At 48.7% G+C, this 23987-nt stretch carries 24 protein-coding genes; 10 read left to right on the plus strand and 14 right to left on the minus strand.

Translation table 11 applies throughout. The annotated features are described in order from the left end of the window. Window positions 1-25: 25 nt before the first annotated feature. The 11 genes from H8L47_RS00510 to bla form a co-directional block, all read right to left on the minus strand. A complete protein-coding gene (locus H8L47_RS00510; protein ID WP_186951289.1) occupies window positions 26-1741 on the minus strand; it encodes a PhoH family protein in 1716 nt (571 codons plus the stop codon). Window positions 1742-1857: 116 nt separating this feature from the next. After that, window positions 1858-2340, minus strand: coding sequence for a peroxiredoxin (locus H8L47_RS00515; RefSeq protein ID WP_186951290.1), 483 nt, complete (start codon window positions 2338-2340; stop codon window positions 1858-1860). A gap of 36 nt (window positions 2341-2376) precedes the next feature. Continuing rightward, a complete protein-coding gene (locus H8L47_RS00520) occupies window positions 2377-3312 on the minus strand; it encodes a polysaccharide deacetylase family protein (protein WP_186951291.1) in 936 nt (311 codons plus the stop codon). 11 nt (window positions 3313-3323) lie between these two features. Further along, complete coding sequence (locus tag H8L47_RS00525) at window positions 3324-4364, minus strand: bifunctional UDP-4-keto-pentose/UDP-xylose synthase (protein ID WP_186951292.1); 1041 nt, start codon at window positions 4362-4364, stop codon at window positions 3324-3326. 61 nt (window positions 4365-4425) lie between these two features. After that, on the minus strand, window positions 4426-5352 hold the full coding sequence (locus H8L47_RS00530; RefSeq protein WP_186951293.1) for a formyltransferase: 927 nt from the start codon (window positions 5350-5352) through the stop codon (window positions 4426-4428). A 10-nt stretch (window positions 5353-5362) separates the two neighbouring features. Further along, window positions 5363-6328 (minus strand): glycosyltransferase, encoded by a 966-nt coding sequence (locus tag H8L47_RS00535; protein WP_186951294.1) that lies wholly within the window; start codon window positions 6326-6328, stop codon window positions 5363-5365. 19 nt (window positions 6329-6347) lie between these two features. Next, window positions 6348-7475, minus strand: coding sequence for a DegT/DnrJ/EryC1/StrS family aminotransferase (locus H8L47_RS00540; protein WP_186951295.1), 1128 nt, complete (start codon window positions 7473-7475; stop codon window positions 6348-6350). A gap of 65 nt (window positions 7476-7540) precedes the next feature. Next, window positions 7541-7912, minus strand: a complete 372-nt coding sequence (locus H8L47_RS00545) for an EamA family transporter (RefSeq protein WP_186951296.1) — start codon at window positions 7910-7912, stop codon at window positions 7541-7543. 6 nt (window positions 7913-7918) lie between these two features. Beyond that, on the minus strand, window positions 7919-9610 hold the full coding sequence (locus H8L47_RS00550) for a glycosyltransferase family 39 protein (protein WP_186951297.1): 1692 nt from the start codon (window positions 9608-9610) through the stop codon (window positions 7919-7921). After that, complete coding sequence (locus H8L47_RS00555; RefSeq protein WP_186951298.1) at window positions 9607-9984, minus strand: Mth938-like domain-containing protein; 378 nt, start codon at window positions 9982-9984, stop codon at window positions 9607-9609. Before H8L47_RS00555 ends, H8L47_RS00550 begins: the two co-directional genes overlap by 4 nt. An 84-nt stretch (window positions 9985-10068) precedes the next feature. Beyond that, window positions 10069-10968, minus strand: coding sequence for a class A beta-lactamase (gene bla / locus H8L47_RS00560; RefSeq protein ID WP_186951299.1), 900 nt, complete (start codon window positions 10966-10968; stop codon window positions 10069-10071). Window positions 10969-11224: 256 nt separating this feature from the next. On the opposite strand from bla, the gene H8L47_RS00565 reads away from it, so the two are divergent. The 3 genes from H8L47_RS00565 (at window position 11225) to H8L47_RS00575 (ending at window position 15120) form a co-directional block, all read left to right on the plus strand. Further along, window positions 11225-12454, plus strand: coding sequence for a pyridoxal phosphate-dependent aminotransferase (locus tag H8L47_RS00565; RefSeq protein ID WP_186951300.1), 1230 nt, complete (start codon window positions 11225-11227; stop codon window positions 12452-12454). Between the two features lie 28 nt (window positions 12455-12482). Next, window positions 12483-13793 (plus strand): homoserine dehydrogenase, encoded by a 1311-nt coding sequence (locus H8L47_RS00570; RefSeq protein ID WP_186951301.1) that lies wholly within the window; start codon window positions 12483-12485, stop codon window positions 13791-13793. 85 nt (window positions 13794-13878) lie between these two features. Continuing rightward, complete coding sequence (locus H8L47_RS00575) at window positions 13879-15120, plus strand: MFS transporter (RefSeq protein ID WP_186951302.1); 1242 nt, start codon at window positions 13879-13881, stop codon at window positions 15118-15120. 34 nt (window positions 15121-15154) lie between these two features. Here the strand turns inward: H8L47_RS00575 and H8L47_RS00580 are convergent, their stop codons facing one another. Genes H8L47_RS00580 through ygfZ form a run of 3 tightly spaced genes read right to left on the minus strand, consistent with a single transcriptional unit; the run spans window position 15155 to window position 17238 of the window. Then, window positions 15155-15901 (minus strand): NRDE family protein, encoded by a 747-nt coding sequence (locus H8L47_RS00580; RefSeq protein WP_186951303.1) that lies wholly within the window; start codon window positions 15899-15901, stop codon window positions 15155-15157. Then, window positions 15892-16179, minus strand: coding sequence for a DUF4936 family protein (locus H8L47_RS00585; protein ID WP_186951304.1), 288 nt, complete (start codon window positions 16177-16179; stop codon window positions 15892-15894). The genes H8L47_RS00580 and H8L47_RS00585 overlap by 10 nt, the downstream gene beginning before the upstream one ends. An 18-nt stretch (window positions 16180-16197) precedes the next feature. Beyond that, window positions 16198-17238 carry a CAF17-like 4Fe-4S cluster assembly/insertion protein YgfZ gene (gene ygfZ / locus H8L47_RS00590; RefSeq protein ID WP_186951305.1) on the minus strand — a complete coding sequence of 347 codons (1041 nt, stop codon included), beginning with the start codon at window positions 17236-17238 and terminating at the stop codon, window positions 16198-16200. A gap of 140 nt (window positions 17239-17378) precedes the next feature. On the opposite strand from ygfZ, the gene mltG reads away from it, so the two are divergent. From mltG to H8L47_RS00625, 7 genes are all read left to right on the plus strand, one after another. Continuing rightward, window positions 17379-18365: an endolytic transglycosylase MltG gene (gene mltG / locus H8L47_RS00595; protein WP_186951306.1), complete on the plus strand. Its 987-nt coding sequence runs from the start codon at window positions 17379-17381 to the stop codon at window positions 18363-18365. Window positions 18366-18403: 38 nt separating this feature from the next. Continuing rightward, window positions 18404-19051 (plus strand): dTMP kinase, encoded by a 648-nt coding sequence (tmk, locus tag H8L47_RS00600; RefSeq protein ID WP_186951307.1) that lies wholly within the window; start codon window positions 18404-18406, stop codon window positions 19049-19051. Beyond that, complete coding sequence (gene holB / locus H8L47_RS00605; RefSeq protein WP_186951308.1) at window positions 19048-20082, plus strand: DNA polymerase III subunit delta'; 1035 nt, start codon at window positions 19048-19050, stop codon at window positions 20080-20082. The genes tmk and holB overlap by 4 nt, the downstream gene beginning before the upstream one ends. A 59-nt stretch (window positions 20083-20141) precedes the next feature. Further along, complete coding sequence (locus tag H8L47_RS00610) at window positions 20142-20492, plus strand: PilZ domain-containing protein (protein WP_370868592.1); 351 nt, start codon at window positions 20142-20144, stop codon at window positions 20490-20492. Between the two features lie 5 nt (window positions 20493-20497). Beyond that, on the plus strand, window positions 20498-21001 hold the full coding sequence (locus H8L47_RS00615; RefSeq protein WP_186951310.1) for a GNAT family N-acetyltransferase: 504 nt from the start codon (window positions 20498-20500) through the stop codon (window positions 20999-21001). 86 nt (window positions 21002-21087) lie between these two features. Beyond that, window positions 21088-21993 (plus strand): 23S rRNA (adenine(2030)-N(6))-methyltransferase RlmJ, encoded by a 906-nt coding sequence (locus H8L47_RS00620; RefSeq protein WP_186951311.1) that lies wholly within the window; start codon window positions 21088-21090, stop codon window positions 21991-21993. Window positions 21994-22258: 265 nt separating this feature from the next. Beyond that, on the plus strand, window positions 22259-23911 hold the full coding sequence (locus tag H8L47_RS00625; protein WP_230413532.1) for a 3-(methylthio)propionyl-CoA ligase: 1653 nt from the start codon (window positions 22259-22261) through the stop codon (window positions 23909-23911). The last annotated feature ends 76 nt before the right edge of the window (window positions 23912-23987 follow it).

The following is a 23987-nucleotide window of genomic DNA, read 5'->3' on the forward strand; positions in this document are numbered from 1 at the left end:
CTACTATTTTTTACTGCAAGCTGGATTATAAAATCTCGCTCGCATGATCTGCCAGGCGTGAACGTTCACCGCGTGCCAGTGTGACATGTCCGCTGTGCGCCCAACCTTTGAACCTGTCTACAACATAAGTCAGACCGCTGGAACCCTCAGTCAGGTAAGGCGTATCGATCTGGGCGATATTACCCAGGCAGATAATTTTGGTACCTGGACCCGCACGTGTCACCAGAGTTTTGACTTGTTTCGGTGTCAGATTCTGGGCTTCGTCAATGATGAGGAATTTATTGACGAAAGTACGGCCACGCATGAAGTTCAGCGATTTGATCTTGATCTTGGAGCGTATCAAATCCTGAGTGGCGGCGCGTCCCCAGTCACCGGCATCATTGTCTGATTTGTTGAGCACTTCCAGATTGTCGTCAAATGCACCCATCCATGGCGACATTTTCTCCTCTTCTGTACCTGGCAGGAAGCCGATGTCTTCACCGACAGGCACAGTAACGCGCGTGACGATGATTTCATTGTAGGTTTTGGTTTCCAGCACTTGCGCCAGACCTGCCGCTAAAGCAAGCAAGGTCTTGCCAGTACCGGCTTGACCTAGCAGTGTAACGAAATCGCATTCCGGATCCATTAGCAGGTTTAATGCAAAGTTCTGTTCGCGGTTGCGGGAAGTGATACCCCAGACGCTATGCTTGATATGACCATAGTCACGCAAGGTTTGCAGTACTGCAGTCTTGCCGTTGATCTGCCTTACCTGGCCATAGAAAGAGGCCTCACCATTCTTGGGTTCTAGATACACGAACTGATTCACCAGCAGGGAAGGGATGACAGGTCCGGTAATGCGATAAAAAGTCGTGCTCAAACCATTGCGGTTTTCTTGCCAGGTTTCTATGCCCTTGCCATGTTTGTTCCAGAAATCATCGGGCAATTGCACGATGCCTGAATACAGCAGATCAGAATCTTCCAGCACGTGATCATTGAAATAGTCTTCTGCTGGCAAGCCCATGGCACGCGCCTTGATGCGCATATTGATGTCTTTCGACACCAGTACCACAGGACGGCCAGGCATTTCAGTTTCCAGCGCACGAACGACGCCAAGTATCTGGTTATCTGCCTTGCCTTTAGGCAGGCCGACTGGCAAGTCGGCGCTTTGCAGCTTGGTCTGGAAGTACAGGTGGCCCTTGGCATCCTTGTTGCCCAGTTTGGACAGCAAGATACCTTTTTCTATATCGTGATGATCGATATCACCTACCAGCGCATCGAGTGAGCGCGATACCTGGCGTGCGTTACGGGCAACTTCGGACATGCCTTTCTTGTGATCATCCAGTTCTTCCAGGGTGATCATCGGCAGGTAGACATCATGCTCCTCAAAACGGAACAGTGATGAAGGATCATGCATCAAGACATTTGTATCAAGCACAAACAGCTTGGTGGTGCCAGATTTGTCAGCGGCACGACTGGTGCCGGATTTGACGCGGCTGTCATGGGTTTTGGCCTTGCTTGCGGCAACGACAGGCAAAGTTTTGGCGATAACCGCTGGTGTCGCTTTTTCTGCAACAGGTTTGCTGACAACTGCCGGAACAGTTGCGAGTTTCTTTCTTTGTGGTGCCGGGGCGACATCAATGGCTTTGATTTTCTCTGGCGTTGCTGATTTTATTGTTTTGGCTGGTTTGCCTTTTTCTGCCTTCGGATAATCCTTGGGCGAAAGCAGCGCTGCTGGCTTGGTCGGCATTTTTGGCAATGGCATGAAAACCTCAATCAAAAAGTGAGAGCTGAAAAGTTAAAAGCCGCTAAGGACATACCTGCATCACTGCTGGCACTGTCTTTCGCGGCTTTTATCAAGAGTAATTCTGGAGAGTTCAATTAAGTTTGGGCGCTCACAAATTCGAGTACTTCATCTACGTGTCCTGCTACTTTAACTCCACGCCATTCTTTCACTAATTTACCATTGCCGTCAATCACAAATGTGCTGCGCTCTATGCCGCGCACTTGTTTGCCATACATGTTCTTCATTTTCATGACATTGAACAACAGGCACAAAGTTTCATCAGGGTCAGAAATCAGCTCGAAAGGGAGGTCCAATTTACTTTTAAAGCCTTCGTGAGAGCGCACGCTGTCACGGCTGATGCCAAACACGACAGCATTGGCTTGCTGGAATTGTGGGTGCAGGTCACGGAATGCAATACTTTCCGTAGTGCAGCCGGGGGTGTTGTCTTTTGGGTAAAAATAAATGATGATATTTTTACCAGTGTAATCACTTAATTGAAACGCTTTGTCACCAGTCATGGCGGCAGAAAATTCAGGTACCTGGCATTGTAATGCAGAAGGGGTTTCAGCCACTTTCATCTCCTTGGTTAGGGGTGGAGAAATGTTGCTGACTGACTAGATCAGGGCGACCAGCTCTCCGGAACGGCCTGGCAAGCTTGCCCATGATAATGGACGCGTCGGTAAGTCACTATTCTTGATGGACGCATAGTAGTCCGCCATGGAAATACAACGATAACCTTGCTTGTGCCAGCCTGTCAGCAATTCCTCGAATATGGGGGCGAGTTTTTGTCCTTCAAGCTCTGCATGTAAGGTAAATACATGATCTTTTGGGCTTGCTGTCAGTTTCAGTATATTGGCAGCTATATTTGACTCGCTAATGACATTCCCGCCTATGTCGCGCCCCAGCAACTCATCCAGGGTCGGCAGGGTAGTTGGCATTTGTATGCATGACATGGCCGTATTGCCCACTTGAAGGCGATAGGGGCCTGCATCAGCATTTGCCAGGCTGCCATCTTCATTCAGCATGGCGCGGCCATCTGAAGCGTATTGCATGCCAAACTGATCAAGCTGGGAGAAAGCATGCTCATTCATTTGCCAGCCAGCTGCGCCATGGGTTTTTGGTGTTACGCCAAAAATCTGCTGGAAGCGCTGGTGAGCTTGCTGCATTTGCTTGCGGGTCCAGTCCAAGTCACGCACCCGCACATTGTCTTGCCAGACCACGTGGTCCCAGGTATGTATGCCGCACTCAAAACCGGCATCACGCACAGCCTGCATTTCGGTCGTGCAACTGCCTATATCTGGCGCGGGAAGTAGCACACCATACATCAGGGTCTTGAATCCGTAATGTTCCAGGACCGATGTGCGAGACACTTTTTGGAAAAAGCCAGGGCGGAAAGCCCTGCGTAAGGCCCAGCCTGTGTGGTCCTTACCCAAAGAAAACAGGAAAGTTGCGCCCGCATTGTGCTTTTGAAGAATGCGCACCAGGTTTGGTACGCCTTCTTTAGTGCCGCGATAGGTATCGACGTCGATCTTGAGAACGATGGTAGGCATGTAGTCCAGTATTAGTCCATCAAGGAGCGTGCTTCGGCTACCTGGCTGCGGTATGCATCGAAAATATTGCGCATGGTGTCTGGCATGGTCGTTACTGGCTTCCAGCCCAGTTCTTCACAGGTGTTGGTGATTTTTGGCACGCGATTTTGTACGTCCTGGTAACCTTTGCCATAGTAGGCGGCAGAAGTGGTTTCTGTCAGCTCTACTTTTTTCGCTGTTTCTGCGTACTCAGGATATTCAGCCGCCAGATCCAGCATCATGTGTGCCAGTTCGCGGATGGAGAAATTATTGGTTGGGTTGCCGATGTTGTAGATCTTGCCGCTGGCTACGCCGTTTTTGTTATCGATAATGCGCATCAGTGCATCAATACCGTCGTCGATATAAGTGAAAGCACGTTTTTGCGCGCCACCATCAACAAGAGAAATGTTTTCGCCACGGACGATATGACCAAAGAACTGGGTCACTACACGTGAGCTACCTTCTTTGGGCGTATGGATATTGTCGAGGCCAGCACCGATCCAGTTGAATGGGCGGAACAGGGTGAAGTTCAAGCCTTCCATACCATAACCCCAGATAACGCGGTCCATCAATTGCTTGGCGCAAGAATAAATCCAGCGTGGTTTATTGATAGGGCCACAAATCAGTTCAGATTCTTCCGGATCGAATTCTTCGTCATGACACATGCCATAAACTTCAGACGTGGAAGGAAATACCAAGTGCTTGCCGTACTTTGCTGCAGAGCGGACGATAGGCAGGTTGGCTTCAAAGTCCAGCTCAAACACACGCAAAGGTTGTTTTACGTAAGTCGATGGTGTGGCGATCGCAACCAGAGGCAGGATGACATCACACTTCTTGACATGGTATTCAACCCATTCTTTATTGATGGTGATGTCACCTTCAAAGAAATGCATGCGCGGGTGATTGATCATGTCGCCCAGACGCTCGGTTTGCATGTCCATGCCATACACTTCCCAGTCTGTGGTTTCCAGAATGCGCTTGGACAAATGGTGACCGATAAAACCGTTCACGCCGAGTATAAGGACTTTTTTCATAATGAATTCTTTTTAAAATAAATGTTGATTGCCAGTTCAGAATGCACAAATAAACAAGCGATTATGCCGCCTGCTTCAATATGGCCGCCAACTCTTGCGGGCCAACGATTTTGTCATTCATTAACAATTCAATAATATGCAGTGCACGGCCATCACCGCACACGCCAAGGACGATATTATCCACTACATGTAAGCCTGTCGGCAAATTTGCAGCATCAGCTTTGAATAAACGTGCTTTTCCAATAACAAAACGCTGGCCAGCCTGGTCGGTAAATGCACCTGGGTAGGGTGGTGCCACAGCTCTGTGCAGGTTATATACCTGTTGCGCAGTCTGTTGCCAGTTGATGCGGCCATCTTCTGGTTTGCGGCCCCCGTAGTAGCTGCCGGCAGATAAATCGTTAGGAAAACGCCTGGCTATACCTGCAATCAAATCTGGCAAGGAATTCCACAGGCATTGCTCTGCCGCAACGGTTAATTTGCCAAACACTTCATAAGCCGTGTCATCCGGCAAAATGGGCGCTGATACTTGAGCAAGGATGTCACCTGCATCAGGCTTCAAAGCCATTTCATGCAAGGTGGCACCAGTTTCGGTTTCGCCGTGCAAAACTGCCCAGTTGACCGGTACACGACCGCGGTATTTGGGCAGTAAAGAACCATGTAGGTTGTAAGCTCCGCGCTTTGCCAGTGCCAATACATCCAGCGGCAGCATATGACGGTAATAAAAGCTGAAAATGAAATCTGGTGCAATTGTCGCCACCTGCTCTTTCAGTTCGGCTGATTTTGGATCATCCGGCGTTATACAGGGTATGCCCTGCTCACGGCAAAGTTCGGCAACGGATTCAAACCAGATGGTTTCTGCCGGGTTGTCAGTATGGCTGACGACCAGTTTGACGTCCACGCCGCGCGCCAGCAAAGTCTTGAGGCAACGTACACCTACGCTGTGATAGGCAAAAACCACTGCTGTTGCAGGGGATGCTAATGTAGTCATCTCTGCTTTCTCAATTAACTTCAGGCAAATCCGGATTGGATTGTTCCAGTATGGTTTGCACCACATAACGCGGACGGCCACGCACTTGCTGATAAATGCGACCGACATACTCACCCAGCAAACCTATGCCGAACAAGATGACACCCATGAGGAAGAATGCGATGGCAAACAGGGTGAATAAACCTTCAGCCTCTGCCCCCAGCGCAAAGCGACGTATTAGCAAGAGCAACACCAGGCCACCAGACAAGACAGAGAGCACCATACCCAGCATGGAAAACCATTGCAAAGGCATGATGGAGAAGCCCGTCATCAAGTCAAAATTCAGGCGTATCAAGCTATAAAGCGAATATTTTGATTCACCAGCAGAACGCTCTTCATGCTCGACGGTGATTTCTGTGGGCTTGCGCGCAAAGGTATAAGCCAGTGCAGGGACGAAGGTATTTACTTCACTGCATTGATTAATAAGATTAATCACATTGCGACCATAAGCACGCAACATATTGCCCTGATCCGTGATCTTGATGCGAGTAATTTTCTCGCGGAAGCGGTTCATGGCCTTGGACGCATAAGTGCGCCAGGCAGAATCCTGACGTTTGCGGCGTATGGAGCCTACATAATCATAGCCTTCGCGCATTTTGTCGACGAGGGCACCGATTTCTTCAGGCGGATTTTGCAAATCCGCATCCAAAGTGACGATGATCTCTCCTCGCGTGGCTTCAAAGCCAGCCAGAATAGCCATATGCTGGCCGTAATTGCCGTTGAACAGAACAACTCGCGTGACGTCTGGACGCAAGCGATACTGGTCTGCCAGCAAGGCAGGCGTGTTATCGCGGCTACCATCGTTAACAAAAACAACTTCGTAGCTGACTCCGCGTGCGGCCAGCGTATCAAGCGCTGGGTACAGACGCTCAAACAGCTTGGCCAGGCCAGCTTCTTCGTTATATACAGGTATGACAACAGAGAGTTCGGGTTTCATTAATATTGTTCTGCCGATTTCAGAGAAGGCAGGATTTTACCGCAGACACGACTCTTTCGACATCTTCTGTATTCATTGCTGGAAATAATGGCAAAGTAACAATCTGCTTGCCTATGCGTTCTGCAATCGGGAACATGCCGTCGGTAAAGCCGCGATCACGGTACATACTGAACAGATGGATGGCGCGGTAGTGATAACCTAGGCCAATTTGCTGATCCAGCATTTGCTGCATGAATGCGGCGCGGTTGGCGCTTTCTGGCAAGACCAGGTGGAACATGTGCCAGTTACTGTTTTCAAAGTCGGCGACAGGCAATTCTGCCCCTGTCTTTTGTTCAAAGTCAGTGCCAAAGCTGTCGAAGTAATGCTTTGCCAAAGTCGCACGCTTGGTATTGAATTCAGTCAGGTGCTTCATTTGCCCCAGACCTATGGCTGCGGCAATGTCCGTCATATTGTATTTGCCACCCAGCACATCAACGTCTATGCCATCGAGGCCGCTACGCGTCACGCCTTGCAACCTGTATTTTTCAGCCAGGCGTACTTCTTCTGCATTGTTCAACACCAGACAACCACCTTCGCCTGTCATGATGTTTTTGTTGACCTGGAAACTGAATGAAGCGAAATCACCGAAAGAGCCTATACGCTTGCCTTTCCAGCTAGAACCTATGGCTTGCGCGGCATCTTCAATGACACGCAACTTGTACTTGTCAGCTATCGCATACAGCTTGTCCATATCGCAAGGCAGGCCGCACATGTGCACGGGAATAATTGCCTTGGTACGTGGCGTGATCGCTGCTTCGACTTTGTCCAGATCAATATTATGTGTTTTGGGATCAATGTCGGCAAACACAGGGGTTGCGCCTGTCTCTATGATGACATTGGCGGTTGCTACCCATGAATTTGGCGTGGTGATGACTTCATCCCCTGTGCCTATGCCAGCAATACGCAAGGCAATTTCCATTGTGCAGGTGCCTGAATTGAAAGTGCGTACAGGCCGGCCACCAAAATATTCAGACAGTTGTGCTTCCAGTGCTTGCACTTTAGGGCCGCTGGTCAGCCAGCCAGAACGCAAGACTTCCGTGACGGAGGCAATAGTTTCTTCATCGATAGTCGGCTTGGTAAATGGCAAAAATTTGGATGCGTCACTCATGGTGAACCTTTCAATAAAACAGAGCTACTCTTGTGGAGTATGAGATGTGTGCAAAAAGGAGCAATTCAGCTTTTTACCAGCAAGGCAACACCAATGATGATCACACCGATTGCCAGCATTCTTTGCAGGGACATGACTTCACCCAGAAAATACCAGGCACCTATGGCGTTGACGATATAGCCTAAGGATAGCAACGGATAGGCAATACTGACATCGACACGCGACAAACCTATGATCCAGACGACGACAGAAATGACGTAGCAGGTCAGGCCACCGATGATGGGGAGTTGGGTTGCCAGCTTGAGTCCGACTGAAAACCAATTCTCTGCGGTCAGATGAATTGCCCCCACTGCATTGGTTCCAGTTTTGAGCAAAAGCTGGGCGACAGCATTAAGCATGATGCCGGTGAAGATGAAGCCAAAGGTATTGATGTTCATACGGTTCTATTTGTTCTTATTGACCAGGTTGGCAACGATGACACGGCGAGGGTCCTTGGCAATGAGTCGCATAGGGAAGTCGGTTTTTTTCAGGTCTTCATAAATATCATTACGTAAGATGGCGACTGCAGTTTCGCCCTTGTCCTGATGTGCCTGCCATTTTGCAATGAAATCCTCGCGCTTGGGTATCCATAATTCTGGCTGCTGATGCAGGCCAAACTGCATTTCATCAGGAAACTCAACCAGGGTTACAGTCCTTTCCAGATAGAACGGCAACGCTTGTTCATAGCGGCCTACAGCGTAAAAAGGCGTAGTTGGTGAAGTTAGTTCAGCCTTGATTGCTGGTAGATATTCGCTACCTGCAATATATTTGCCCCAGGGATTATGTCCCAGAAAGGCAACTTGCCCAACTAGGTAGCCACTGGCAGCCAGACAAATGATGGCCCAATCTTTACCAATTGTGCCTTTGCGTGCCAGCAACCAGGTGAGTAAGCCGCCAACCATCGCCAAGGCAATAATGCCAACTATCCATGGTGTGTAACCTATAGCCAGTGTGCGGTCAAATGTGTCGGCGCTATCCAGTTTGCTCAGATATACGGCCAGGCCAATTGCACCGGCTGCGCCGACTAAGATGAACAGAATGCCGGCCACTTTTACCGGACGGCTATCATTTTGTTCCAGATGGCAGGCAATCAAGAGTGCCAGTGCAGGGAATATAGGCAGGATATAGCCCGGCAATTTCGAACCTGAAATACTGAAAAAGAAAAACAGGAAAGCAGCCCAGATGAACAGCATCTTCCTGGGTTGAAAGCCTGGGGTGTTATCTTTGACACCAGACCAGAGCCCTTGCAGCAAGACACCTATCCAGGGAACGATGCCGACGATGAGCAAGGGGATGAAATAATGCCAGGGGCCGCCGCGTTTGTGTACGGTACTGGTGAAACGATCGAAATGCTCATGAATAAAGAAAAAATGCGGATGCTCAGGGTTTTTTATTGCTATCAAGATAAACCATGGAGCAGTAATGGCAAAAAACAGGATCAAACCCTTGCCCATATGCAGACGTTTCCACAAACCCCAGTCGCGTGTCACTATGGTATAAATGACCAATACAGCACCAGGCAGTACAAAACCTATTAAGCCTTTTGACATCGTTGCTAATGCCATGCCTGCCCAACACACCAGCATGGCATTGCGTTCAGTCTTGCTGTTGACACCTGCCATTTGGGCGACCAGCAAGCCGCACAAGACCAGAGTCATCATGCCAGACAAACCCATGTCCAAAGAATTGACATGACCCATGCCCGCCCACCAGAAACTTGAACCCAACACTAGTGCAGCGATGATCCCGGTCCGACGGTTAAATATCTTGTTGCCTGTATAGGCAACAGCAGCAACGCCAAGTAATCCATTCAAGCCCGTCCATAAACGTGCTTGCCAGTCACCCAGGCCGAAGACGGCAAAGGTCAGGGCATTCATCCAGTTTTGTAGGGGGGGCTTTTCAAAATACTTGATGCCATTCAAACGCAAGGTAATCCAGTCACCTGAGGCCAGCATTTCGCGCCCCATTTGTGCATAACGGCCTTCATCAGTCGGCACCAGAGTTCTTGCGCCCAGCATATAAAACCAGATCAGCAAAAAGGCGATAGTCAACGCCCATAATGTACGTGGTGAATCGTAAGGAGATGTCTTGTTCATGCAGTTTCCATTATCAGTGCAAGTGCAACCTTACGGCCTTCAGCCATAAGAATATTATAGGTGCGACAGGCGGCCTGGTTGTCCATGCATTCCACGCCTATGCGTTTGCTTGCCAGTGTGGCGGTTAGCCTGGGGTGAACGAAGCGCTGCTTATTGCCCGTACCCAAAATAACGACATCGGGCGCTGTGGCCTCGATTTGTGCAAAATCGGCATCACTTAATTGTTCAAAACTGGTGGCCGACCATTGCTGCGGCTTGGTTTCTGGCAATACAATCAAGCTGTAAGCATAAGTAATTGCATTAATTTCTACACTGTCTTTTTCATAAGCAGTGATGGTCTGGTATTGCTGCGTAGGGGTAGAGTGCAACTTCATCGATGTAACTCAAGGGTTAGGACTGGAGAGAGGCGCATTGTAACGTTTTTTATCAGTATTCATTGGTTCCCGCTTGTCTCAAGCTTACTTTTTTGCCCATGCATCCCAACCGACCTTGGTAATTTTGGCTATTGTCAAATCGCGGGAGGTATGCGGTGCCTTACTGTCAGTCAAAAAGACAGCAACAGCCATATGGTGGCCATTGGGTAAAGTAATAATACCCACATCATTGTGTGCTGCAGTCATGCTATTTCGGTTGGTTGAACTGCCGATTTTGTGAGCGACGGGTGTGCTGGCTGGTAGCAAAGCTTTGATACGGGCAGGATTGGGGCTGGAAGCAGAGTTTGGGGTGGTTTCAGCGTCACTCATCCATTTCAGAAGCAAATCACGACTTTGGGGACTGAGCGCTCTGGTTTCCTGCAGGGCTTGTAGTAGCTTGATCATGGCCTTTGGCGTAGCCGTATTGCGGTACTGCCTATCCCGTGACTTACCCATTTCCTTTTCAGTATCGAGCACCTTGATATCCTGTATCCCTAATTGCGCCAGATATTGCATGACGACAGGCGGGCCACCGAGCAAGCGTAACAGTACGTCACTTGCAGTGCCATCGTCATTGGTAATGGCGTGATGCAACAATTCTTTAACGCTGATTTTTAAATTACCATCTGGATGTTCATTTCTTAGCAGACTGGATTGTATCTCGCTGATGAAATCCTCTTTGTTGATGACAATTTTTTGTTCCAGCTTGAGTTTGTTTTGATCGACTTTGGCCAGTGCCGCCATTACTATGGGCAGCCTGTAAACCCCCCGCATGGGACATGGAGCGTCCGGCAGTATCCATAGGCTTTGTCCGGTTTCCAGGACTAGCAGGCTGGCACTTAGTCTGCCGCCACTGTCTATAGCAATGGATTCCAGCACATTCTGTGAATATGCGGCGCTCAGACTGGCCAGGGATAGCGCCAGGAACAGAAATAATTTTCTCATTGATTGCACCTGCCTAAGCTATTAGGTTGCGAAACCTTCATTTAGGATACCTGTTGCGACTCTATTCGCGCAAATTTGCTCGCGAGTTCAGCTTTTGCCAAGTTCTGATTGATAAAAATCGGCGCTTTGTGCAGAATGGAACGTTCGGCAGTGCAGCATTTCTGCATTGCAGCTTAACATGCGCTTTCATCTCATTTCAGCCTGGTTCGAATATGTGGATTTGGCCAACTCATGAATATTATCAAGGATTGCAGCGGTGCGACCCATACAAAAATCATTAAAACTAGCAGACGTTTGTTATGACATCCGTGGCCCAGTCATGGAAAAAGCCAAGCAGATGGAGGATGAAGGGCACAAAATCATCAAGCTGAATATCGGCAATCTGGCGGTCTTCAATTTTGATCCGCCGGATGAAATCGTGCAGGATATGATACGCAATATGCAAAATGCAGCCGGCTATACCGACTCCAAAGGCATGTTTGCACCTCGTAAAGCGATTATGCATTACACCCAGGAAAAGCATATCCGAGGTGTGACCATAGAAGATATTTATATTGGCAATGGCGCTTCAGAATTGATCGTCATGGGCATGAATGCACTGCTCAATAGCGGCGATGAAGTTCTGGTGCCTGCACCTGATTATCCGCTTTGGACAGCTGCAGTCAGTTTGTCTGGTGGCAAGCCTGTACATTATGTCTGCGACGAAAGTGCAGACTGGATGCCGGATATCGACGATATCAAGAGCAAGATCACGCCCAATACCAAGGCCATTGTCGTCATCAATCCCAATAATCCTACCGGTGCCTTGTATCCGGTTGAGGTTTTGCAGCAAATAGTCGAAGTCGCGCGCCAGCATCAGCTCATCGTTTTTGCGGATGAAATTTACGACAAGACTTTGTATGATGGTGAAGAGCATACCTCCATTGCTTCGCTGGCCGATGATGTGTTGTTCCTGACCTTGAATGGACTTTCTAAAAACTATCGTTCTTGCGGTTATCGTGCGGGTTGGATGGTGGTATCAGGTGAAAAACGACATGCCAAGGACTATATTGAGGGCTTGAATATGTTAGCCTCCATGCGTTTGTGTGCAAATGCGCCGGGGCAGTTTGCTATTCAGACCGCACTTGGTGGCTACCAAAGTATCAATGACTTGGTCGGGCCAGGTGGACGCTTGCTCAAGCAACGCGATTTGGCGCACAAGCTGTTGACGGCAATTCCTGGCGTGACTTGTGTCAAACCCAAGGCGGCGCTGTATATGTTTCCCAAACTGGACCCCGTGATGTATCCCATCAAGGATGACCAGGAGTTTATCCACGAACTGCTGACCGAGCAGCGCGTGTTGCTGGTACAGGGAACGGGATTTAACTGGATCAATCCCGACCATTTCCGTGTGGTGTTCTTGCCCAATACGGATGATTTGACAGATGCTTTCGGACGTATTGCCAGTTTTTTAGAGTCATACCGAAAGCGTCACGGCACCAATTAATTAATTTAATTTACTGTTTAGAAAACTTATGAAACCCATCAAAGTAGGCCTGTTAGGCATAGGCACCGTCGGCTCCGGCACTTTCAACGTTTTGAAGCGCAATCAGTTAGAGATTACGCGTCGCGCAGGTCGCTCGATTGAGATTGCCATGGTGGCAGACCTTAATGTTGAGCGGGCACGAGAGTTGACCAACGGGGAATGTGAAGTCGTCAATGATGCAAATCTGGTGGTCAGCAATCCTGATATCGATATCGTCATCGAATTGATCGGTGGCTATGGTATCGCCAAAGACCTGGTCATGAAAGCCATCGCCAATGGCAAGCATGTTGTCACGGCCAATAAGGCTTTGTTGGCAACGCACGGTAATGATATCTTCAAGGCAGCAGAAGAAAAAGGTGTGATGGTCGCATTTGAGGCAGCAGTTGCTGGTGGCATCCCCATCATCAAAGCCTTGCGTGAAGGCCTGACTGCCAATCGTATTCAGTGGATCGCAGGCATCATCAATGGCACGACCAATTTTATCTTGTCTGAAATGCGTGATAAGGGCCTGGACTTTGCCACCGTGCTGAAGCAGGCGCAAGAGCTGGGCTATGCAGAAGCTGATCCTACCTTCGATATTGAGGGTGTGGATGCTGCGCATAAAGCCACCATCATGGCCGCAATCGCTTATGGTATCCCCATGCAGTTTGATAAAGCCCATGTGGAAGGTATCACCAAGCTGCAAGCCAGCGATATTCGTTATGCAGAAGAACTGGGTTACCGTATCAAACTGCTGGGTATCAGTAAGCGTACTGAAGCCGGCATAGAATTACGCGTGCATCCGACCCTGATCCCGGAAAAGCGCCTGATTGCCAATGTAGAAGGCGCCATGAATGCCGTGCTGGTACATGGCGATGCAGTCGGTGCGACCCTGTACTATGGCAAGGGTGCTGGTTCAGAGCCTACGGCTTCTGCAGTGATTGCGGATCTGGTCGATATCACTCGTTTAGCGACTGCTGACCCTGAGCATCGTGTGCCTTACCTGGCCTTCCAGTCTAATTCACTGAGTGATTTACCAGTGTTGCCTATGTCAGAAATCGTCACCAGTTACTATCTGCGCATGCACGTGGCAGACAAGCCTGGTGTCCTGGCTGATGTCACACGCATCCTGGCAGATTTGACGATCTCCATTGATGCCATGCTGCAAAAAGAACCTGCGGAAGGTGAAACACAAACGGACATCATCATTCTGACGCATCAGACCAAAGAAAAAAATATCGTTGCTGCGATAGAGAAAATCGAGAAACTCGATTCAGTATTTGGTGCGGTGACGAAGTTGCGCCTGGAAGAATTGAGCTAATTCATCGGGCTTCAAACGAAAAAGCGTGGTCATGGAATAATGACCACGCTTTTTTATTTTCTGAAGACAGGATAAATACGAAGATATGCCGCGCCTCTCTCTAAAGCAGTTACTTGCCTATGCTATGTTTGGTTTTCCTTTGGCGATGGTAGCCTTACCGATTTATGTCTATGTGCCACAGTTCTATGCTGATCGCCTGGGTATGTCTTTATCGGCCATAGGTACGGCATTATTGCTGACTCGTATCATGGATGCCTTCCTTGATCCCTTTATAGGGGCATTGATAGATCGTAGACCACAAAGCCGTAGTTATGCACCTTATATAGTTCTTGCGTTGCCATTATTGATTGCCGGTTTCACGGGCCTGTTTCATCCGCCACACTTATCCGGCAATCTGGCCTTTCTCTGGTTCTTGTCTGCACTAGTAGTTGTATATGCCGGATTCAGCCTGGCCAGTATCTCTTTTCAGAGTTGGGGTGCTGCATTGACACAGGAGCCAGGGCAAAGGGTAAGATTGACCAGTGTGCGTGAGGCATGTGGTCTCGTTGGTGTGATCGCCACCGCCATCATCATTCAGTTTGGCAATGTCACGATCTTATCTGGCATGCTGAGTCTCAGTCTACTTATTACAGCTTGGTTTTTGATACGCCATACGCCACGCAGATCAGGCGCGACTATGGGCGCTCACGTGCCGCTGTCCTTGCGTGATTTATTCGCTAACCGCAGTTTCAGAGCTTTGTTCCTGGTATTTGTTGTCAATGGTATCGCCGCTGCAATACCGGCGACCTTGTTCCTTTTTTTTACCAAAGACCGTTTACATCTTGCGCATTTGTCCGGCGTTTTGTTGTTGCTATATTTTCTCGCGGCTGCTTTATCCATGCCTTTATGGACGCGTCTTGCGCAGAGAAAAGGTGAGGTCAATGCATGGCTGTTTGCCATGCTCTTGTCCGTGTTTAGTTTTGTCGGCGTACTTGCATTGGGTGTTGGCGATGCCTGGGCTTTTTCGCTGATTTGCATTTTTTCTGGCATGAGCCTTGGAGCCGACCTCGCTTTACCGCCAGCTTTGCTGGCAGGAGTTATTCATGCAGCAGGGCATAGCGAAAAAAACGAAGCCAGTTATTTTGGCGTCTGGAACTGGGCCAGCAAGATGAATCTGGCCGTCGCTGCCGGATTGGCCTTGCCAGCCCTGGAATACCTGGGTTATGTGCCAGGTGCGACGAGCGATAATGGTCTGCAAGCGTTAACACTGGCTTACGCAGCTTTACCTTGCATATTAAAGTTGCTGGCTGCCGCATTGCTTTGGAAATCCAGATTGGAAAAAGTATAGCAGTATAAAGTGCTGGCCGAATAGCCAAATTTATTTAGCGCAACAGCTTTTCATGAAATTCCGCCGGATAGTCTTTATGGATTTTAACTACCGTAGAAACCCGGGTACCATAACTCGGTGAAACGATGCAAGGCGACGAAAGTAGCCTCTCCATCTCAAATGAAATGCCGGTATCGGGTAAGCGGCAATCTGGAGCAGGGGTGGTATTGGCCAGCACTTCAAAATAGGCATCCACTGGGGCGCGCTGACATATCATGCTGGCAAATTCAGCTTTGGTTCTGACGACTTTGGGCCAGGGCGTATCCAGTGATGCGTTGGAAATGCCATAGATACCTGGAGGTAGTGGCTGGCCGTTGCGTACATCATCCTGGTTGCGATTGGAAAACCAGATCAGGTCTTCCTGATCACCTATCAGCAAATTGAAACCGTTATAGTCGGCAACAGTATCTCGAATGCTGGCGATGTACTCTTGTGCGCTCAAGTTGCTATTGAGGTAATTGGCAACCAGTTCTCCACGCGTAGGCGCGTCTTCACGCTTCTCGGAAGGCGCGCGGATATTCGTAATGGCGGCAAATTTGCTTGTCAGACTATCTGCACCGTTCAGCGTAGTCATGCCCAGCCAGGTACCGCCCGATTGCAGGTCGCGTCCGGCGTATATGTTGGGGTTGTCTTGCCACCAATCAGCGGCAGCCGCAGGCCGGTCATAAAACTCATCACGGTTACCTGCAAACACGATAGGTGTGCAGGGTATAAGTTTCCAGGCAAAGACGATCAGGCACATAAGTCTACATCCACAAAATATTCCATATGTCGCTCACCAGACTGTAATTGTTTTAATCCAGTTTGCGCGTAAGCCAGCTCTAGCCTCTGTTCAAAATCTGACGAAACCTGATAATAAATCTCCATCCAGGTATGCATGCCATCCTGTTCTGCCGGACGTCTCTGCAGACCTGGACTTTGCTGATCAGCCTGAAGCATAAGTTTTTGCAACAACCGCTCTTGCTGCAGCACTTCAGCTTCTTTATTGGCGCTGGCTTTGAAATAGATATAGCAATTCATATGCCTGCTTTTGATTCTTTATTGCGTAATATCTGTTATTGCATACGGTAGCGGTTGCAGTTCTATCGCTGCGCCACTGGCTGAACCCAGTGTGAGTTGACCGCTTTCCTGATCAGTCAGCTTCATTTCTATCAACACCAGAGAGCTGTCTTCCTGATGTTGTTCAGCGTTAACGATCATGCCGCAAGGCTGGCTGACATCATCACTATGAAATACTTCCGTTCCTGCAGCTACATCTTTCGCATGGACCAGTGCTATTGCCATGCGGCGCTTGAGTTTGCCCAAGTATTGACTGCGCGCGACTATTTCCTGGCCTGGGTAGCAGCCCTTTTTAAAGTTCACACCACCGATAAGTTCGAAATTGATCATTTGCGGGACAAACTTCTCTTGAGTGCTGGCGATGACGATGGCAATGCCAGCCTGAATTTCAGTCACACGCCAGGCGCTGGTGTTTACTGCGCGCAGTTGGGTGTTTAATTTTGGCCAGGCTAGCTGTGCAATTTCCACAGGTGCTATCCATTGATAGCGTGGAAAACTGTTGGCGTCTGCGACGCGCAGCAGGCTGCCATATTCGTTGCTCAGTTGTTGGTCGACTTTAGCTGGCAGCTCTGGAAACCATTCTTGCAGTGCTGCAGGTGCAGCACTGCCACCTAACCCCAGAACAACGTATTCTGCATTGATATCGTGTAATTTGGCTTTCGCCCTTAAAACAAACATTTGCAAACGTTTTTGCACAGAGGCTTGTATTGTTTTTGATAGCTGCAAGATAATATCCTGGCCATCTTTCCAATACACAAAGCTGGCCAACATGCGTCCTTTAGGGGTGCAATAAGCCGCACGGCGCAGCTCTGTTGCACCCAAATGCTCCACATCATTGCTCAATTGATTATGCAAAAAAGACGGGGCATCTTCGCCTGCAACTCTTATTAGGCCCAGATCAGTCAAAGGGGCAACAAACCCTGTTTGCAGGGCATCTGACTGCCAATGAGGAGTAAAACCGTTGGTATTCAGGTTTTCCACCGTTGCGCCCTGGCTGGATAAAAAGTCTTCCCACGTCATATTGTTATACTCACTCTTCTTTACTGATTCGCTTAATGTGCGCGCTGGCTTTACAATACCACCTGCACCTGTTCAGGCGAATTATAGTAGCGTATGCAAAATCTCGTCAGAACTCCCTCAATTTTGATTAAGCTGCCTACATGGGTTTCATAAAAAAATTATTTGTATTACTAATTTTACTTGCGCTGGCCACAGGTGGCGGTTTCTATTATTGGATGCAACAAGCCATTTTTGTGGAAGGTGCAGTCAAAGAATTCACTATTAAACCAGGTAGCGGCGTGCGCGCATCTGCCCGTCAGGTTTTTGAAGCAGGAGTACCAGTTCAACCGCTGATGTTTGAGGCACTGGCACGTTTGATGGGGAAAGAAAATCGCTTGAAAGCCGGCTCTTTCGAGATAGAGGCTGGTAAGACACCAGTCGAATTGCTGAACAAGATCGTCAATGGTGATTTTTCCATGGCCAGTCTTGTGGTGATCGAGGGTTGGACCTTTCAGCAAATGCGCAAAGTGGTAGATTCACATCCTGCCGTCAAGCATGAAACCCAGGGCATGAGCGAAGCAGAGCTGATGCGCAAGATTACGCCAGACTTTCCGCAAGCGGAAGGTTTGTTCTTTCCTGATACCTATCGCTTCGCCAAAGGCAGTTCTGATCTACAGCTTTATGAACAAGCCCATAACCAATTGTTGAAAAAACTCGACGAAGCCTGGAAAAAACGGGTAGATGGCCTACCATACAAGAATCGCTATGAAGCCCTGACCATGGCTTCCATCATAGAAAAAGAGACCGGGCAAAAATCAGAGCGTCCGATGATCGCCTCCGTTTTTGTCAACCGCCTGCGCTTGGGCATGTTGCTGCAAACTGATCCTACCGTCATTTATGGTATGGGTGACCGCTACCAGGGCAAGATCTACAAGCGTGACTTGTTGACAGATACGCCTTATAACACCTATACGCGGGCAGGCTTGCCTCCGACACCGATTGCCTTGCCTGGCATGGAATCGATTTCCGCTGCCTTGGATCCGGCGCATAGTGATGCTTTATACTTCGTCGCGCGTGGAAATGGGACCAGTCAGTTTTCTGATAGTTTGAATGACCATAATCGCGCTGTGAACAAGTACCAGCGTTGATAGCGTCACGGTGCATTAATAGAATATAGAATTGAATAATGAAGCACACAGGAAAATTTATCAGCTTTGAAGGCATAGACGGTGCCGGTAAGTCCACGCATATCGCCTACGTCGCAGAGCGTTTGCAAAACACACTGCAGGCCCAGAATGTAAAGGTCATTTGTAGCCGTGAGCCTGGTGGCACGCCCCTGGGTGAAACCTTGCGTGAAGTGCTATTAAAGCAAAAAATGCATTTGGAGACAGAAGCCTTGCTGATGTTTGCCGTCAGGCGCGAGCACATTGCTCAGGTTATAGAGCCAGCATTGGCACGCGGCGACTGGGTCATCTCTGACCGGTTTACTGATGCCAGCTTTGCTTATCAGGGTGGTGGCCGGCATTTATCATTGGATAAACTCAATGCACTGGAACAATGGGTGCATCCAAATTTGCAGCCAGACCTGACTCTGTTGTTCGATTTACCGCTGGAAGTGGCGCGCGCGCGCCTGGATGCTACGCGTGACCTGGATAAGTTTGAACAGGAAAAGGCAGATTTTTTTGCTGCCACGCGCAATGAATACCTGCGCCGTGCCGGGGAATTTCCTCAACGGTTCAGGATTATTGATTCGACACTAAGCATAGACGCAATTCGTTTGCAGCTTGATGTATTGATTGATGATTTATTGAGCTCTGCTCAACAAGCAAGATGACGCAGCATCCGTTATATAGCTGGCAAGAAGAAGCCTGGCAACAGATACAGGCTATAGGGCAGCGTTTACCTCATGCCTTTTTATTGCATGGGCCGCAAGGCATAGGTAAAACTGTGTTTGCCGAACATCTGGCGCAATCCCTGCTTTGTGAAAGCCCGGGGCAGGGTGGGCATGCCTGTCGGCAATGTGGTTCCTGTGGCTGGTTTTCACAGTATAGTCACCCTGATTATCGTCGCGTCAGGCCTGAATTGCTGGACGAAGAAGATGCGCCCGTTGGTGATGAAGCCGAAACCAGCAGCAAAACCAGCAAGGCCAGTAAAGCACCTTCCAAGGAAATCGTCATCAACCAAATCCGGGCACTGTCGGATTTCATGAATATTTCTACCCATCGTAGTGGCAGACGCATCATTGTCTTGTACCCCGCGGAGGCGCTAAATGTGCCAGCAGCAAATGCCTTGTTGAAATCTCTGGAAGAACCAAATGCGAATACGGTATTCATTCTGGTGTCGAATAGCATAGACAGATTGTTGCCAACTATCTTGTCGCGTTGCCATAAATTTGGCTTGGGCCTGCCTGATGCAGGCGTCGCGCTGGAATGGTTGCACGCGCAAGGCATCAAGGATGCGGATGTCTGGCTGGCTCAACAGGGTGGCGCGCCTTTGGCTGCATTCGAAATGGCGCATTCGGACTTGCGTGCGGATTTGGATGAATTTATACGGTTTTTAAGTAAACCAGGCACCGAACTCAGCCTCAAAACTGCCGATAAAATGCAGAAAATGGAAATGCCGGTCGTCGTCGGCTGGCTACAACGTTGGCTCTACGATATATTTTCCTACAAACAAAGTGGCAGAATCCGGTATCATCCTCGCTATGGGAGGGAGTTGAAGGCATTGTCCATGCAGGTTGATGAGTCAGCTTTGCAGCAATTCATCAAGAATTGCAATGAAAGACAGGCGATTGCCAGTCACCCTTTATCGGCCAAATTATTTTTGGAAGATATGCTGCTTGAATATTCCGCACTATTTGATTAAAGAATTGCGAAAGCCAGAACATGTCAGATTTACCAGCAGACCTTAGTGCTCCGCTTAATATGCCTTCACCGAATCGTCCTTCGGTACTATCGCTGGCAATTAAAGAGAAAGCTGCCTTGTTTGCAGCTTATATGCCATTTTTAAAAAATGGCGGTATTTTCGTGCCTACCAATAAGACTTACCGTCTGGGTGAAGAGATTTATCTGATCCTGACTTTGCTGGATGACCCGAATAAGTATCCTATCGCTGGCAAGGTTGCCTGGATTACACCTGCTGGTGCAGGGAATAACAAGTCGCAAGGTATAGGCGTGCATTTTCCGGAAGATGAAAGTGGTACCCGCATCCGCTTGCGCGTAGAGGAATTGCTTGGTGCAGCCGTACGTTCTTCCAGGGCTACCCATACAATTTAATGATGATGGCTGCAGAATTTACGCATAGACTGGCGCAGTTTGAGGATTTGCCGCAAATTGTCGCAATTTATAACTCCACTGTTGCCTCACGCGTAGTGACTGCAGATACTGAACCAATTACGGTAGAATCACGCCATGCATGGTTTGATGAGCATCGGCCTGAATCGCGTCCACTTTGGGTCTGTGAGCAGAATGGGCAAATCATAGGCTGGTTATCATTTTCGAATTTTTACGGCAGGCCAGCTTATGCTGGGACAGCTGAATTATCCATTTACTTGCATGAAGCAGCACGTGGCCAAGGGTTGGGGCGTTATTTCCTGACGCAGGCCATTGCACATGCCCCTGAAATCAGGGTTCACACTTTGCTAGGCTTCATTTTTGGTCATAATGTACCAAGTTTGAAGTTATTTGCTGCATTTGACTTTGCGAACTGGGCAAATATGCCACGGGTGGCAACGCTGGACGGCATAGAGCGCGATTTGATCATACTTGGCAAAAGGGTAGGCTAGGTAAGCTAGCTCCAATTCCCGTTTGCTACCATTTCCGGGCGACTTGCCGATGGCAGGTCGCCTATTCATTTTTGAAAGATTTTATTATGCTGAGCTACCGCCACGGCTTTCATGCCGGTAATCACGCCGACGTTTTGAAACATTTTGTCCTGATTCAACTATTGGAATATCTGGGTCAAAAAGACACTGCTTATACCTATATCGATACACATGCAGGTGCGGGTTTGTATGCACTTGACAGTGGTTACGCAAGCAAAAATGCCGAATTTGAGACCGGTATAGCACCTTTGTGGGACAGGAAAGATATACCTCCAGCTTTCGCAGCCTACATGGATTTGATCAAGGGCCTCAATCCCAGTGGTAAAATGCGTTATTACCCAGGTTCCCCATACTGCGCCAATATCGTCATGCGCGAGCAAGACCGCCTGCGCCTGTTTGAATTGCACCCTAGCGAAATCAAGATACTGAGTGAAAACTTCCGCAAGCTTGATAACCATGCGGCTGAGCAGGGCAAGCGCCAGACCGTCAGGGGAAAGCGCGTCATCATCTCTGCTGGCGATGGTTTTGAAAGCCTGAAGGCTTTGTTACCGCCACCATCCCGTCGTGGCATGGTACTGATAGACCCACCGTATGAAGTCAAGGATGACTACAGGCGCGTCAAGGTATGTTTGGAGGACGGACTGAAGCGTTTCCCTACCGGCACCTTTGCTGTCTGGTATCCGGTATTGCAACGTCAGGAATCCCGTTCCCTGCCAGAAAAACTCAAGCGATTGCAGGCAAATAGCTGGCTGAATGTCACCCTATCCATTAGTGGCCCTTCACCAGATGGGTTTGGCTTGCATAGCAGTGGCATGTTCATCCTTAATCCGCCCTGGACTTTGCTGGACACCTTAAAAGAAGTGATGCCTTACCTGGTCAAAGTATTGGGTAAAGATTCAGCTGCCGGTTTTGTACTTGAGTCGGGTGAAGCGGGAGCTAGCGCTAAACGTTAAGAAGTTGGTCGTCAGAAGTAGCAACGCTCTTTTTTCGACACAAAGTAAATTTGTTGAATGTTGCAATGCGGAAGAGCTTTTCTTCCGCATTTTTGTTTGTGGAAAACCAAAAATAGTTAGGGTGATCAAGATATCCTTTGTGCATTGCAAAAAAAATACTGATTGACGGATTAGTACGGTCGTACAAAAATCGACAAAGAATAATATTCAGCAAACTAGCAAAATACCAAAGCAATCGATAATGCAGCACATTTCAGGAGAACAAATGTCGTCTTATGCTATGAGCCCTTTGATGGGGCAAATGATGAATAAGCCTATGCTTATTTCCAGCCTCATCGAACATGCAGACCGTTATTTTGGGAAGAATGAAATTGTTTCTCGGAGAGTTGAAGGGGATATACATCGCTATAATTATAGCGAATGCCATAGGCGCTCCAAAAAACTCGCGAATGCTTTCGCCGAACTGGGCGTAAAAATTGGTGACCGTATCGCCACGCTGGCCTGGAATGGTTATCGACATCTGGAAGCATATTATGCGGTATCAGGTTCTGGCGCTGTCCTGCACACCATTAATCCTAGATTGCATCCAGAACAGATTGCCTACATCGCCAATCACGCTGAAGACCAGTACCTGCTGTTTGATATGACTTTCCTGCCCATAGTGCAGGCAATAGCTGCTCATTGCCCAGGAATCAAAGGTTATATCATGATGTGCGACAGGGATAAATTGCCAGCCGATGGCAAAATCCCCAATTTGATGGCTTACGAAGATTTAATTGAAGCCAATAGCGATGATTTTGTCTGGCCGGTCTTTGATGAAAACTCAGCCTCCAGCCTTTGCTACACTTCCGGCACGACAGGCAATCCTAAAGGTGCCTTGTATTCCCACCGCTCCACCATCTTACATTCATATGCTTCGTCTTTGCCAGATGGCTTGAATGTGTCAGCACGTGATTCAGTATTGCCCGTAGTGCCCATGTTCCATGTAAATGCCTGGGGCCTGCCTTACTCTGCTCCATTGAATGGTGCCAAACTGGTTTTTCCTGGTCCGCACCTGGATGGGAAATCACTTTATGAAATATTTGAGCAAGAGAAAGTTACTTTCTCGGCTGGTGTGCCAACTGTCTGGCTTGGGCTGCTGACCTATGTAGCGCAGAATAATTTGAAATTCTCGACTTTCAAACGTACGGTGATTGGTGGTTCTGCCTGCCCACCTGCCATGATGAAAACCCTACGTCACACCTATGGTGTTGAAGTAGTACATGCCTGGGGTATGACGGAGATGTCGCCTTTGGGTACGGCAGGTACTTTGATGGCCAAGCACGCTGATCTGACTGAAGATGAGAAGCAAGCCATACTCCAGAAACAAGGGCATGTTTTGTATGGCGTCGAGATGAAAATCGTTGACGACGCAGGCCAGGAGTTACCCTGGGATGGTAAGACCTATGGCAATCTGCTGGTCAAGGGGCCCTGGATTATCCATAGTTATTACAAGAATGAAGGTGGCGATGTTCTTGAAGACGGCTGGTTTCCTACCGGTGACGTAGCCACCATAGATACTGATGGCTATATGCAGATCACTGACCGAAGTAAAGATGTGGTCAAGTCCGGTGGAGAGTGGATAGGCACGATAGATCTGGAAAATGTAGCCGTCTCTCATCCCGCAATTTTGCAAGCCGCCTGCATTGGTGTATTCCATCCAAAGTGGGATGAGCGCCCATTGTTGTTGGCGGTGAAAAAGCCGGGTGCAGAAGTCACCAGGGAGGAGTTGTTGCAATTTTTTGATGGCAAGGTTGCAAAATGGTGGTTGCCTGACGACGTTGTTTTCGTAGAAAGTCTGCCTTTAGGGGCGACAGGGAAAATTTTGAAGAATAAACTGAGGGAGCAATTCAAGGAACATAAACTACCAACTGCATAAGTAATGCAGGACTTGGGCTAAGCAGTGCTGGTAGTCCAGGTTCTGGAAGTAGCGATAAAACGAAAAAATCTAGATT

The organism is Undibacterium umbellatum (genome assembly GCF_014284125.1).
Lineage (GTDB): Bacteria > Pseudomonadota > Gammaproteobacteria > Burkholderiales > Burkholderiaceae_D > Undibacterium > Undibacterium umbellatum.

Bases quoted from the DNA above. Each gene is read 5' to 3' on its own strand.
- mltG (WP_186951306.1), top strand. From the start codon at position 17,379: ATGGGTTTCATAAAAAAATTATTTGTATTACTAATTTTACTTGCGCTG.
- holB (WP_186951308.1), top strand. From the start codon at position 19,048: ATGACGCAGCATCCGTTATATAGCTGGCAAGAAGAAGCCTGGCAACAG.
- H8L47_RS00580 (WP_186951303.1), bottom strand. From the start codon at position 15,901: ATGTGCCTGATCGTCTTTGCCTGGAAACTTATACCCTGCACACCTATC.
- H8L47_RS00515 (WP_186951290.1), bottom strand. From the start codon at position 2,340: ATGAAAGTGGCTGAAACCCCTTCTGCATTACAATGCCAGGTACCTGAA.
- H8L47_RS00535 (WP_186951294.1), bottom strand. From the start codon at position 6,328: ATGAAACCCGAACTCTCTGTTGTCATACCTGTATATAACGAAGAAGCT.
- H8L47_RS00570 (WP_186951301.1), top strand. From the start codon at position 12,483: ATGAAACCCATCAAAGTAGGCCTGTTAGGCATAGGCACCGTCGGCTCC.
- H8L47_RS00525 (WP_186951292.1), bottom strand. From the start codon at position 4,364: ATGAAAAAAGTCCTTATACTCGGCGTGAACGGTTTTATCGGTCACCAT.
- H8L47_RS00510 (WP_186951289.1), bottom strand. From the start codon at position 1,741: ATGCCATTGCCAAAAATGCCGACCAAGCCAGCAGCGCTGCTTTCGCCC.
- H8L47_RS00575 (WP_186951302.1), top strand. From the start codon at position 13,879: ATGCCGCGCCTCTCTCTAAAGCAGTTACTTGCCTATGCTATGTTTGGT.
- H8L47_RS00545 (WP_186951296.1), bottom strand. From the start codon at position 7,912: ATGAACATCAATACCTTTGGCTTCATCTTCACCGGCATCATGCTTAAT.
- H8L47_RS00625 (WP_230413532.1), top strand. From the start codon at position 22,259: ATGTCGTCTTATGCTATGAGCCCTTTGATGGGGCAAATGATGAATAAG.
- H8L47_RS00620 (WP_186951311.1), top strand. From the start codon at position 21,088: ATGCTGAGCTACCGCCACGGCTTTCATGCCGGTAATCACGCCGACGTT.
- H8L47_RS00610 (WP_370868592.1), top strand. From the start codon at position 20,142: ATGCCTTCACCGAATCGTCCTTCGGTACTATCGCTGGCAATTAAAGAG.
- ygfZ (WP_186951305.1), bottom strand. From the start codon at position 17,238: ATGACGTGGGAAGACTTTTTATCCAGCCAGGGCGCAACGGTGGAAAAC.
- H8L47_RS00585 (WP_186951304.1), bottom strand. From the start codon at position 16,179: ATGAATTGCTATATCTATTTCAAAGCCAGCGCCAATAAAGAAGCTGAA.
- H8L47_RS00615 (WP_186951310.1), top strand. From the start codon at position 20,498: ATGGCTGCAGAATTTACGCATAGACTGGCGCAGTTTGAGGATTTGCCG.
- H8L47_RS00520 (WP_186951291.1), bottom strand. From the start codon at position 3,312: ATGCCTACCATCGTTCTCAAGATCGACGTCGATACCTATCGCGGCACT.
- tmk (WP_186951307.1), top strand. From the start codon at position 18,404: ATGAAGCACACAGGAAAATTTATCAGCTTTGAAGGCATAGACGGTGCC.
- H8L47_RS00555 (WP_186951298.1), bottom strand. From the start codon at position 9,984: ATGAAGTTGCACTCTACCCCTACGCAGCAATACCAGACCATCACTGCT.
- H8L47_RS00550 (WP_186951297.1), bottom strand. From the start codon at position 9,610: ATGAACAAGACATCTCCTTACGATTCACCACGTACATTATGGGCGTTG.
- H8L47_RS00540 (WP_186951295.1), bottom strand. From the start codon at position 7,475: ATGAGTGACGCATCCAAATTTTTGCCATTTACCAAGCCGACTATCGAT.
- H8L47_RS00530 (WP_186951293.1), bottom strand. From the start codon at position 5,352: ATGACTACATTAGCATCCCCTGCAACAGCAGTGGTTTTTGCCTATCAC.
- bla (WP_186951299.1), bottom strand. From the start codon at position 10,968: ATGAGAAAATTATTTCTGTTCCTGGCGCTATCCCTGGCCAGTCTGAGC.